We start from the raw sequence: 10,768 nt of genomic DNA, 5'->3' as shown, positions 1-10,768 counted from the left end.
TACCAGGTACGACAAGACCACTGAGTCTTACGAAGCAGCCGTCACCCTCGCCTCACTCCTGATGTGGGCGTGACATTTGACGACAGAACCTAGGGGGCTGCGGGGCTCGGGGCGCGCTGCCTACGGGCGGGGGGCCAGCGGGCTCCGGAGTCCGGGGCCGGGCTCCGGGGCCGGGCTCCGGGGCCGGGTTCCGGGGCCGGGTTCCGGGTCCGGGTCCGGGGTCCGGGCTTCGAGACCGCCAGGCCCCGGGCGCGGGGCCACGGACAGCCCCCGCCCCCCGGACGGAACACCCCCGACGGCGGGCCGACGGCGGCCGGCAGGCGCCCGGGCCTACGCCTGTGCCGCGGGCACCGCCGCCCGGTCGTCCGGCAGCCGTTCCGGGACCCTGGCCTCCAGGAACACCGTGTGGCGGCGCAGCCGGAAGCCCAGGGACTCGTACAGCCGGATGGCGCCCGTGTTCGCGGCGCCGGTGTGCAGGAACGGTGTCTCGCCGCGCTCCCGGATGCCGTGCGCGACGGCGAGGATCAGACGCGTGGCCAGGCCCTCGCCGCGGAAGGCGGGGTCGGTGCAGACCGCGCTGATCTCGGTCCAGCCCGGCGGGTGCAGCCGCTCCCCCGCCATGGCGATCAGCGCGCCTTCGCGGCGGATGCCGAGGTAGGTGCCGAGCTCGACCGTGCGCGGCAGGAACGGTCCCGGCTCGGTGCGCGCCACCAGGTCGAGCATCTCGGGTACGTCCGCCGGGCCGAGGCGGACGGCCTCCGCGTCCGGCGCCGCGGCGAGGCCGTCGTCCACGAACTGCACGCCTTCGAGCCGGAAGGTGATCTCCCAGCCCTCCGGGATCTCACCGCGGAAGCCGGGCAGCGGGACCACGTTGCCGGGACCCGCCAGCGCGGCGAGGTCCGCCCAGTCCCCCGCGTCCGGTTCTCCGGGCAGGCCCACCCAGGGCGAGACGTCGACCGGGTAGCGCAGCACCCGGCCGCGCCGTTCGGCGAAGTGGGCGTGCGGGCCGGTCAGCGAGGCGAGGGCCGGATTGTCGAGCACGTGCGGTGCGCCCGCGGGGGCCGGGCCGGGACCGCCCGGACTGCTCACGACTGTCATACGGCCACCTCGATCACGATCCGGGGGGCGTGTGCCTGGGGCATCCTCGTTTCCTCGCTTCTCTCGCGCCGTCACCGGCGCACCGGAGCCTGCATCGAGCGGCAAGGAGCGGCGCCGTTCCGGTATTCCCGGCCCCGGGCGATGTTCATACAGCCGCAACGATGGGGTGCTCATCAGGGACGGAGCACCCGGAATGACCCCGTACGGTTGAAGCATGAACGTCACGCGAGGCTTCACGGGCCGCCCGCGCGTCCACAACCCGGGACTGCCGCCCGGTCAGTACGACGCGCGCGAGGACTGGCCCGTCCTGTCCGCCGAGGTCACCCCCGACCTCGCGGCCGCCGACTGGTCCTTCCGCATCGACGGCCTGGTCGAACGGCCGCACACCTGGGACTGGGACGCCGCACACGCGCTGCCCGCTTCCGCGTACGACGGCGACATCCACTGTGTGACCGGCTGGTCGAAGTTCGGCGTGCGGTTCGGCGGCGTCTCACTGGACGCCTTCCTCACCACGGTCCGGCCCCATGGGTCCGCCACACATGCCCTCGCCCACTCCCACACCGGCTACACCGCCAACCTGCCGCTCGCGGACCTCGCCGGCGGGCGGGCCTGGATCGTCTGGGAGTACGACGGCGAGCCCCTGCCGCCCGAGCACGGCGGCCCGGCACGGCTGGTGGTGCCCCACCTCTACTTCTGGAAGAGCGTCAAGTGGATCGCGGGCATCACGCTGCTGGACCGCGACGAGCCGGGCTTCTGGGAGCGCAACGGCTACCACGCGCGCGGCAACCCCTGGGAGGAGCAGCGGTACTCCGGTGACTGAGACGACGCATCCCCTCAAGCGGTTCGCGGTGCCCGGGCGGATCGCCGTGGACGGACAGGCGGCAACCCGGTGGCAGACCGCCACCCTGACGGAGATCCGCCCCGAGACGCCGCACACCGCCACGTTCCGTCTGGCGGTGCCGGACTGGGCGGGCCACCTCCCGGGCCAGCACCTGCAGCTGCGGCTGACCGCCGGCGACGGCTATGTGGCGCAGCGCCACTATTCGATCGCGTCGGCGCCGGACGACTCCGGGCACATCGAGCTGACGCTGGACCGGGTGCCGGGCGGAGAGGTCTCCGGCTGGTTCCACACGGTGGCGAGGCCCGGTGACACGGTCGAGGTGCGCGGTCCGGTCAGCGGCTTCTTCGCCTGGCCGGGCGACCGGCCCGCGCTGCTGCTCGGCGCGGGCTCCGGCGTCGTACCGCTGATGGCCATGGTGCGCCACCACCGGGCGCGGGACCTCGCCGTCCCGCTGCGGATGCTGGTGTCGGCGCGCGGCCCCGAGGAGCTGATCTACTCCGCCGAACTGGGCACGGAGACGACGCCCGTGTTCACCCGCAGCGCGCCGCCCGGGGTGCCGGTCGGACGTATGACGGCCGCACATGTGGCGCCGCTCCTGGCCGAGGCCCCTGCCGGTGGGTGGGAGGCCTATGTGTGCGGGTCCAACGGTTTCGCCGAGCACGCGTCCCGCCTGCTGGTCGCGGCGGGCCAGCCGGTGGAGCGGATCCGGATCGAGCGGTTCGGCTGAGCGCCCGGGTCGCGCGCCGGGCCCCGGCGCGCGATCGTGGGGCGCATGGCATGTGCCGCGCGCCAGGTGGGCTGGAACTCGCGGTTCGCGGCATGCGCGAGGTGCGCCGTACGGGGTACGAGACGGGTGTGGAGACCCGTGTGCGTGAGCGGCGGGGCGGTGGACCGGCGAAGCCGGCTTTCCCGGCGCTCCGGCTCCGGCGGCGGCGAGGAGGCGGACATGCGTACCCGGGTGCGTGGCTGGCGCTGGCGGCGCAATCCGCTGCGGCGCCGATCGGACGTCGTGGAGGCCTGGACGGTGCTGATGGTCACCGTCCTGCTGTTCGTGGTGGCACCCCTCGTCGGAGTGGCCGCCGGCCTGCACGCCCATGACCGGGCACGCGCGCTGGCCGCGGCGCAGCGGGCCGCACGCCACGAGGTGCGGGCCGTCGTGCTCAGCGACCCGCCGGGCCGGCCGTCCGCCGTGGAGGGCGAGCGCCGGCACCCCTATCTCGCCCAGGTCCGCTGGACCGAGCCGGGCAAGGGGGCGCGGACGGCGTGGGTCCGGGTGCCGGCGGGGACCACTGCCGGGGAGCGGGTCGGGGTGTGGCTCGACTCCCGGGGCCGCAGCGTGGCGGCACCGCCGAACGCGGTGGCGCTGTGGCAGCACGCGGTGACCGTCGGGCTGGCCGCGGCGGCCGGTACGGCCGCGGTGGTGTTCCTCGGCCGTACGATCGAGCGCCGGATCGCCCTGCGCCACCGGCTGGCCGAGTGGGAGCGGGAGTGGGCCCGGACGGGGCCGCGCTGGAATCAGCCGCACATGTGAGAGCACGGTGCCCCGATCACCGGGACCCTACTACCGTGACACCACACGGCCTCCCTTCGCAAAGGCGGTTGCCGATGGCTCTGTTCGATCTGCCGCCCGCCGAACTCCGCGCCTACCGCAGCGAGTCCACCGCTCCAAAGGACTTCGACGCCTTCTGGGACGAGACGCTCCGGGAGGCCCGCGCGCACCGGCTGGACGCGCGTTTCGAGCCGGTGGAGTCCGGTCTTTCGACGGTCGAGGTGTACGACGTGACGTTCGCCGGGTTCGGCGGCCACCCCGTCAAGGGCTGGCTGCTGCTGCCCGCCGGGACGACCGAGCCGCTGCCGCTGGTCGTGGAGTTCATCGGCTACGGCGGCGGGCGCGGCCTGCCGCACGAGCACCTGCTGTGGGCGTCGACGGGCCGGGCGTACTTCGCCATGGACACCCGCGGGCAGGGCAGCGCCTGGGGCGGCGGGGGCGGCACGGCCGACCCGGTGGGCGCGGCGCCCGCGTACCCGGGATTCATGACGCGCGGCGTGGACGCGCCCGAGAACTACTACTACCGCCGGGTGTTCACCGACGCCGTGCGCGCGGTCGAGGCGGCCCGCTCCCACCCGCTGGCCGACCCCGCGCGGACCGTGGCGACCGGCGCGAGCCAGGGCGGCGGTATCGCCACGGCCGTCGGCGGACTCGTCCCCGACCTGGCGGCGGTCGCGCCGGACGTGCCGTTCCTCTGCGACTTCCCGCGCGCGATCACCCTGACGGACCGTCACCCGTACCGGGAGATCGGCTTGTTCCTCAGGACGCACCGCGGGCGGGCGGCTGAGGTGCTGCGCACGCTGTCCTACTTCGACGCGGTCCACTTCGCGGCGCGCGGCCGTGCGCCAGCCCTGTTCTCGGCGGCTCTGGAGGACCAGACCTGCCCGCCGTCGACCGTGTTCGCGGCGTTCAACGCGTGGGCGCACCCGGACAAGGCGATCGAGGTCTACGACTTCAACGACCACGAGGGCGGCGGCCCCTTCCACGACGCCGCCAAGATGCGCTGGCTGCGCTCGTACGCCTGAGCCCCCGGGCGCCGCTGCGGCGCCGGCCGCGCCCGCCCTTCCGTCCAGTCCGACCAGTCGGTACGTTCACAGGGCCCGGGCCGCTGTGGCGCGGCCCGGGGCGCCGGAGACGACGGAGGCCATATGTCCGCGCAGGAGACACAGCAGACACCGGGAACGCCCGCGCCGGTCCACGGGCACTGCGATCAGCGGTTCGCCGCGGTAAGGGAGGCGTTCACGGAGAACTTCCGCGAACGGGGCGAGCTGGGCGCCGCGGTGGCGGTCACCGTCGCCGGGGAGACGGTGGTGGACCTCTGGGGCGGCTGGGCGGACGCGGCGCGGGCGCGGCCCTGGGAGCGGGACACCGTGGTGAACGTGTGGTCGACGACCAAGGGGCCCGTCGCCCTGTGCGCGCACATCCTCGCCGACCGGGGGCTGCTCGACTTCGACGCGCCGGTGGCCGCGTACTGGCCGGAGTTCGCCGCCGAGGGCAAGGATAAGGTGCTCGTACGGCATCTGCTGTCGCACCGCGCGGGACTCTCCGGGCTCCGCGAGCCGCACACCCTCCAGGAGCTGTACGACTGGGAGCTAACCACCGCGCGGCTCGCGGCCATGGCGCCCTGGTGGGAGCCGGGCACCCGGTCCGGGTACCACGCACTGACGTACGGCTTCCTGGTCGGGGAGGTCGTACGGCGGGTCTCGGGGCTGCTGCCGGGCGCCTTCCTGGCGCGGGAGGTGACCGGACCGCTCGGGATCGACTTCACGGTCGGCCTGCCGGCCGGGGACGCCGGCCGGGCGGCCGACCTGGTCCATGCGCCGGCCGCCTCGCGCGGTGAACAGGCGGCGGTCTTCAGCCAGCCGGCGCCGGCCGCGGTGGCCGCCCTGACCAACCCGATGGTCGGGGCCGCGCAGGCGAACACCCCCGGCTGGCGGGCGGCGGAGATCCCGGCGGCCAATGGGCACGGCACCGCACGGGCGGTCGCGGCGCTGTACGGCGTCTTCGCCGGGCGCGGCGCGTACGGCGGCCGGCGGATCCTGTCGCCGCGGGCGGCGGAGCGGGTGCGCGAGGGGCAGGGCAGCTGCCGCGACCTGGTCATCGGCGCGGGCTTCGAGGGCGAGACCGAGATCGGGCTCGGTCTGTGGCTGAGCGGACCGCAGCGGTCGTACGGTCCGAATCCACGGGCTTTCGGCCATGACGGATTCGGCGGTTCCTGTGGACTGGCCGATCCGGAGACGGGGGTGTCGCTGGGGTACGTCATGAACCGGATGGGGCCGCGCATCGCCGACGACCCAAGGAAAACAGCGCTGGTCGACGCCGTCTACCGGGCCCTGTGAGCAGGCCGGGCGGCGCCTGGTGACCGCCGCTCGCGCCGGATCGATTTCGGTCGAACCGGCAGACCGCCCTTCCCTCGTGGTTTAGACCAATGCTAATTGTGGTCGCGCAACGAGCCCGCACGACTACGTTTTGTCACCGACAGGAGGGCGCGGCATGGCCCGCACCACCCCACAGGATCAGGATCCCTCACCCAGCGACGAGCGCCCCCTGTACGGGCGGATCGCGGCGCTGCTCCTCGACGAACTGCGCGACGGCACCATTCCGCCGGGGGAACGGCTGCCGGGTGAGCGGCATCTGGCCGCGCAGTTCGGGGTCAGCCGGGAGACCGTCCGGCAGGCGCTCGAGGTGCTGCGCCGGGGCGGTCTGGTCGCCACCGACCGGCGGGGCAGCCATGCCACGCTGCCCGGCCGGCCGGTGGAGGCACCGGAATCGCTGACGTTTCCGGTGGGCGCCCGGCCGACGGTCCCGTGTGCGGTCGACCGGGCCACGGTGACCTGGGAGACACCGCCGCCGGAGCATGCGCGGGCGCTGGGCCTCGCCCCGCACCGGCCGACGCTGGTGCACCGCTATCTGTCGGTGACCGCGGACGGCCGGTCGCTGCGGACGGCCGTGACATCGTTCTCGGCGGTGGTGCTCGCCGAGGTGACGGAGCTGGCCCGCTACCGGGACCGCGCCGACGGAGCCACCCCCGCGCAGCTGTTCCGGGCCTACGACTGGATGCGCAAGGCCGGCCTGACCCTGCACCACCGGGACTCCATCACCCAGGTCAGCGACGCCTCCTCGGTACGGGTGACCCGGCGCGTGCACGACCAGTACGCCCGCCCCCTGGAGATCACCGACCTGGTGGTGAACGCCGAACAGGACGCGCTGGTCTACGAGTTCACGCTGCCCGCGGCGGGGTGACCGGGCGCGGCCAGTGCGCCGGTGCCGCGGGCCACCACCAGCCGGCCGCGCGGAGTGCCGTCGGCTCGCCGGCCGAACTCGGGCAGGACGCGCAGCTCGACCTCGAAGCCCGCGCGCTCCAGCTCGCCCAGGAAGGCACCGAGCCGCAGGGCCCGGTAGTACATGACGAACGGCGGACGCCACAGCGCGTTGCGCACCCGCATCACCGCGTCGAAGCCGTGCAGCAGCCAGAAGCCGGGGTGCGCCGGGCGCGGTGGGGCGAACACCGGGAAGGCGAACCGGCCGCCCGGCCGCAGCACCGAGCGGACCTGGGCGAAGAGCCCCGGCAGTTCGCGCGGCAGGAAGTGGCCGAAGGCCCCGAAGGAGACGACGAGATCGAAGGCGGCGGTCAGCGGCAGGGCGCGGGCGTCCGCGCGCACCCAGGCGACCTCGGGCGGTCCGGCGGTGCGCACCCGGCGCCGGGCGACGTCGAGCATGCCGGCGCTGAAGTCGACGCCGGTGACGCTGCGGTCGCACAGTCCGGTCAGCAGCCGCGTCCCGGCGCCGGTGCCGCAGCACAGGTCGAGCCCGTCCGTGAACGGGCCGAGCGGCGCCAGCGCCTCGGCCACGGAGTCCAGCACGCTGTCGGGCGTCCGGAAGGGGGTGTGGTCGAACTTCGGCGCGAGCAGGTCGTAACCGTGCTCGACGGACGACAGCGCCTGCGCGGCGAGTTCCCGGAGCGTGGGGCCTTCTGGACCGAACATGGCGCCAGCCTACGACGGTGCCCGCCCCCGGCCGGCCACGGCGCCGGACCGCCCTCCCGGCAGCATGACCGCCCTCCCGGCGACCAGTCAGCCGAAGGCGTCGTGGCAGAGCTGCACGACGCCGGGTGCCGCCAGGCCGTCCGCCTGGCCGCACAGGTCGCGCATGGTGAGGGTGGCGGCCGGGCGCGCGGCCGGGCCGCGGCGCTGGGCCGGACGCCGTACCGGCGTGCGGCGCTCCGGGCGGGGGTGCCGCACCGGCGGGGCGGCGGGGGCCGCGGCCCGCGACGGGGCGGGGGGCACGAGCGCGGGGGCGGGCCGGCGGCCGCGCCCGGGCGCGGCCGGCTCAGCGGGTCCGGCCGGACGGTCCCGGCCCGTGCGGACGAGCGCCGCGTACGCGGACGGCTCTTTCACCGGCGCCCGGAGGACCGTCGGCCGGACCACCGGGCCGGCGGCCGGCGAGCGCGGGGCGGGGCCGGGTGCGGGCGCGGAGCTGACGGTGGTGCAGCCAGCGGCGCTGATCAGCGCCGCCACCAGCAGGGGAAGAAGTCGGCGAGGCACCCGCTCACTGTGCCGCACCGCCCGCGGTCAGGGCCCGTCCCGCGAGGCATCACCACTCCGACGGGCGACCGTCCGGGCGTGGCGCGTCAGTCCCGGAGCTGCTTCAGGGTGGCCTTGGCGTCGGTCTTGAGCCAGTCGGACACATCGGTGAGGGCGGGCGGGTTCTTGTCCTGGTCGTACGAGCTGAGGTAGGCGCTGTAGCTCATCGTGTACGTCGTCCAGCCGTCACGGATGGCGAGCATGGCGTACCGGGAGCCGCTGGAGGAGGAGCCGCTAGTGGTGTCGTGGCTCACCAGATAGGCCTCGTCGCCGATGCCCTCGACCGGGTCGACGTCGTACCCCTCGTGGCTCTCCCCGTAGTTCTTCCAGGTGGCGGTGAACTCGGGCCCGGGGTCGGTCTTCCTGTGCAGGTCCAGCTGCAGGGTCAGATAGGCGTCCGCGTACGACGAGCCGGTCTTCTTCAGGTTCAGGCTGCAATAGCTCTCGTCCAGCGCCGTGTCCTTGAGCGAGGTGTGGGTCGGCGAGGAGTCGTTCTCGGTGTACTCGTCCTTGAAGGAGGAGTAGTCGGCGCTGGTGCACATGTCGGACGGCGCCGAGTAGCCGCGCAGGTCCGCGCTGTCGCTCTTGCCGCCGATGAGGAAGACACCGGCCGCCCACGCGGCGGAGGCCACGACCGCGCCGACGACGGCCCACAGCACCGCCCGGCCCGCCCCACCGGCGTTCGGAGCGGGTGGCATGGGCCCGTACGGGAGCGGCTGGACATAGGGGTTCCCCGGCTGCGGCTGGCCCGGCATGGGCTGCCCCGGCGCGGGCTGGCCGACCAGTGTGGGCTGGGCGTAGAACGCGCCCGGCGGGGGCGACTGCGGGTTGGGGTAAGGGTAGGCCGTCGGCTGCGGCGGTACGGACGGCTGCTGTGCGGGCTGCTGCGGCGGCTGGTCGGCCGGCTGCGGGGACTGCGGTGGCGTGGACATGCCGCGAAGATATTACACGTTGGCGGTCAAGTCCCGCGACGTCCGGGATCGTTATGGTCTGCGGACATCTGCTCCGCATGCCTGACGCCGCGACCGGCGCGCGGCTCAGCTCGCGGGCGGCGTGAGGCGTACCGGCAGGCTGCGTACGCTGTTGCCGACGAACCCGGCATGGGGCGTCAAGTCGTCCTCGGACACCGCCAGTTGGAGCTGTGGAAAGCGCCCGAACAGCCGCTCCAGCGCGACCGCGGCCTCCAGCCGGGCCAGTGGTGCGCCCAGGCAGTAGTGGGCACCGTGGCCGAGGGACAGATGCCGTACGGCTCCGTCCCGGGCGGCGGGGGCGAGGTCGAAGCGGTCGGCGTCCGGGCCGTGCGCCGCCGGGTCACGGCCGGCCGCGGAATAGCCGGCGAGCACGGGCGTGCCCGCGGGGATGAGCGTGCCGGCGAGGGTGAGGTCCCGTACGGGATAGCGGAACGGGAAGTAGCTGACCGGCGCGTCCCAGCGCAGGGTCTCCTCCACGACATCCGCCCAGCCGGCCTCGCCCGCGCGCACCAGGGCGAGCTGGGCGGGGTGGGCGCACAGGGCGCGCACCGCGTTGGTGATCAGGTTGAGGGTGGTCTCGTGCCCGGCGATGACCATCAGCAGCAGGGTGCCGATGAGTTCCTCCTGACTGAGCCGGTCGCCGCCCTCGTCCCGGGCGGCGATGAGCGCGCTGGTGAGGTCGTCACCGGGGTCGGCGGCCTTGGCGGCGGCGATCTCCCCGAGGACGGCGACGAGTTCGCGGTTGGCGGCGATGGCCTCGGCGGGAGCGGTGTCGGTGGCCACGACCAGGTCCCCGAGGCGGTGCAGCCGGTCCTGGAACTCGACGTCCACGCCGAGGAGTTCGCCGATCACGCCCATCGGCAGCGGCAGAGCGAAGTGCCGGCGCAGATCGGCGACCCCGTCAGCGGCGGCGGCGTCCGCGAGCGCGTCGAGCAGGGAATCGGTCAACTCCTCGACGCGCGGCCGCAGTTCCGCCACCCGGCGGGGCGTGAAGGCGCGGGCGGCCAGGGAGCGCAGGCGCCGGTGGTCGTCCCCGTCGGCCGTGGTCATGCCCGGCACGGTGGCGAAGGTCAGCAGCGGCCAGCCCGCGGCTACTCTCCCCTCGCGCAGGGCCGTGAAGTGGCGGGCGTTCTTGGCGACTTCCGGGTGCTGCAGGAACTCCCTCAGTGCCTCGTGCCCGAGTACGACCATGCCCTCGATGCCGCCGGGCAGTTCGACCGGCGCCACGGCTCCCTCGGCCAGCAGCCGCGCGTTGAGGGCGTGCGGGCAGCCGCCGGCGGGGTCCAGGCGGTACGGGGTGCGGGAAGACGCGTTCTCCACCGGATTCTCCTGACGTCACCCTGACAGGACGATCGATGGTAGGCCCGTACGGGGGATTCCGGCGGGGTGTCCGCGCCGGCCGGGAGGCCGCACCGGAAGAGGGTCGGGCGGATCCGCTTCTCCGGCCGGTCCCGCCGTCCGGGAATAGGCCCCTCCGGTGGTTTGTTGTGAGGTTCACGGACACGGAACCGGATCCAGTGGTACGGTTCCGTCAGCACTTGTGTACGCCCCACAGTGGGCGCCGGTGCCAGTTCCTCCTCCGCACGCTGATCCGCTCGCCGTCCTCCGGCGCGTCAGCTTCTCGGCACCACCTCGTGACCGGCCCTTTCTCCGCCGTACCCGAGGTGCCGTTCCGCCGCCCCGAGGCCCTCGTGCACGCCTCCCGCTCGCGGCATCTCCCCCTGCC

General features: G+C 74.4%; 11 protein-coding genes. 6 read left to right on the top strand and 5 right to left on the bottom strand.

Annotated elements, in window-relative coordinates; all coding sequences use genetic code 11:
- Nucleotides 1-330: 330 nt before the first annotated feature.
- Nucleotides 331-1,098, bottom strand: coding sequence for a GNAT family N-acetyltransferase (locus tag ACF073_RS38950; protein ID WP_392076248.1), 768 nt, complete (start codon nucleotides 1,096-1,098; stop codon nucleotides 331-333).
- Nucleotides 1,099-1,312: 214 nt separating this feature from the next.
- Here ACF073_RS38950 and ACF073_RS38945 point away from each other — a divergent pair, with 214 nt between their 5' ends.
- The 6 genes from ACF073_RS38945 to ACF073_RS38920 all read left to right on the top strand — a co-directional run bounded on the left by ACF073_RS38945 (nucleotide 1,313) and on the right by ACF073_RS38920 (nucleotide 6,731).
- Nucleotides 1,313-1,918 carry a sulfite oxidase-like oxidoreductase gene (locus ACF073_RS38945; RefSeq protein ID WP_392076247.1) on the top strand — a complete coding sequence of 202 codons (606 nt, stop codon included), beginning with the start codon at nucleotides 1,313-1,315 and terminating at the stop codon, nucleotides 1,916-1,918.
- The gene (locus ACF073_RS38940) at nucleotides 1,911-2,666 is read left to right on the top strand and encodes a ferredoxin reductase (protein WP_392076245.1); all 756 of its coding nucleotides are present in this window, start codon (nucleotides 1,911-1,913) and stop codon (nucleotides 2,664-2,666) included. Before ACF073_RS38945 ends, ACF073_RS38940 begins: the two co-directional genes overlap by 8 nt.
- 219 nt (nucleotides 2,667-2,885) lie before the next feature.
- Complete coding sequence (locus ACF073_RS38935; RefSeq protein ID WP_392076243.1) at nucleotides 2,886-3,470, top strand: hypothetical protein; 585 nt, start codon at nucleotides 2,886-2,888, stop codon at nucleotides 3,468-3,470.
- 74 nt (nucleotides 3,471-3,544) lie between these two features.
- Nucleotides 3,545-4,513, top strand: a complete 969-nt coding sequence (locus ACF073_RS38930) for an acetylxylan esterase (RefSeq protein WP_392076242.1) — start codon at nucleotides 3,545-3,547, stop codon at nucleotides 4,511-4,513.
- 123 nt (nucleotides 4,514-4,636) lie between these two features.
- Nucleotides 4,637-5,827 carry a serine hydrolase domain-containing protein gene (locus tag ACF073_RS38925; protein ID WP_392076241.1) on the top strand — a complete coding sequence of 397 codons (1,191 nt, stop codon included), beginning with the start codon at nucleotides 4,637-4,639 and terminating at the stop codon, nucleotides 5,825-5,827.
- A 154-nt stretch (nucleotides 5,828-5,981) separates the two neighbouring features.
- Nucleotides 5,982-6,731 (top strand): GntR family transcriptional regulator, encoded by a 750-nt coding sequence (locus tag ACF073_RS38920; RefSeq protein WP_392076240.1) that lies wholly within the window; start codon nucleotides 5,982-5,984, stop codon nucleotides 6,729-6,731.
- On the opposite strand, the gene ACF073_RS38915 is transcribed toward ACF073_RS38920, so the two are convergent.
- The 4 genes from ACF073_RS38915 to ACF073_RS38900 form a co-directional block, all read right to left on the bottom strand.
- Nucleotides 6,701-7,474, bottom strand: a complete 774-nt coding sequence (locus ACF073_RS38915; RefSeq protein WP_392076239.1) for a class I SAM-dependent methyltransferase — start codon at nucleotides 7,472-7,474, stop codon at nucleotides 6,701-6,703. The genes ACF073_RS38920 and ACF073_RS38915 overlap by 31 nt on opposite strands.
- A gap of 87 nt (nucleotides 7,475-7,561) precedes the next feature.
- Nucleotides 7,562-8,032 (bottom strand): hypothetical protein, encoded by a 471-nt coding sequence (locus ACF073_RS38910; protein WP_392076238.1) that lies wholly within the window; start codon nucleotides 8,030-8,032, stop codon nucleotides 7,562-7,564.
- Nucleotides 8,033-8,118: 86 nt separating this feature from the next.
- Nucleotides 8,119-9,003 (bottom strand): hypothetical protein, encoded by an 885-nt coding sequence (locus tag ACF073_RS38905; RefSeq protein ID WP_392076237.1) that lies wholly within the window; start codon nucleotides 9,001-9,003, stop codon nucleotides 8,119-8,121.
- A 105-nt stretch (nucleotides 9,004-9,108) separates the two neighbouring features.
- On the bottom strand, nucleotides 9,109-10,362 hold the full coding sequence (locus tag ACF073_RS38900) for a cytochrome P450 (protein ID WP_392076236.1): 1,254 nt from the start codon (nucleotides 10,360-10,362) through the stop codon (nucleotides 9,109-9,111).
- Between the last annotated feature and the right edge of the window lie 406 nt (nucleotides 10,363-10,768).

Origin of the sequence: Streptomyces sp. NPDC015171 (genome assembly GCF_043079545.1) — a bacterium.
In the GTDB taxonomy this organism is placed as follows: Bacteria; Actinomycetota; Actinomycetes; order Streptomycetales; family Streptomycetaceae; genus Streptomyces.
Note: the sequence above shows the minus strand (reverse complement) of the source record. Positions and strands in the feature narration are given on the sequence as shown.

Bases quoted from the DNA above. Each gene is read 5' to 3' on its own strand.
- ACF073_RS38915 (WP_392076239.1), bottom strand. From the start codon at position 7,474: ATGTTCGGTCCAGAAGGCCCCACGCTCCGGGAACTCGCCGCGCAGGCG.
- ACF073_RS38945 (WP_392076247.1), top strand. From the start codon at position 1,313: ATGAACGTCACGCGAGGCTTCACGGGCCGCCCGCGCGTCCACAACCCG.
- ACF073_RS38905 (WP_392076237.1), bottom strand. From the start codon at position 9,003: ATGTCCACGCCACCGCAGTCCCCGCAGCCGGCCGACCAGCCGCCGCAG.
- ACF073_RS38935 (WP_392076243.1), top strand. From the start codon at position 2,886: ATGCGTACCCGGGTGCGTGGCTGGCGCTGGCGGCGCAATCCGCTGCGG.
- ACF073_RS38925 (WP_392076241.1), top strand. From the start codon at position 4,637: ATGTCCGCGCAGGAGACACAGCAGACACCGGGAACGCCCGCGCCGGTC.
- ACF073_RS38950 (WP_392076248.1), bottom strand. From the start codon at position 1,098: ATGACAGTCGTGAGCAGTCCGGGCGGTCCCGGCCCGGCCCCCGCGGGC.
- ACF073_RS38920 (WP_392076240.1), top strand. From the start codon at position 5,982: ATGGCCCGCACCACCCCACAGGATCAGGATCCCTCACCCAGCGACGAG.
- ACF073_RS38930 (WP_392076242.1), top strand. From the start codon at position 3,545: ATGGCTCTGTTCGATCTGCCGCCCGCCGAACTCCGCGCCTACCGCAGC.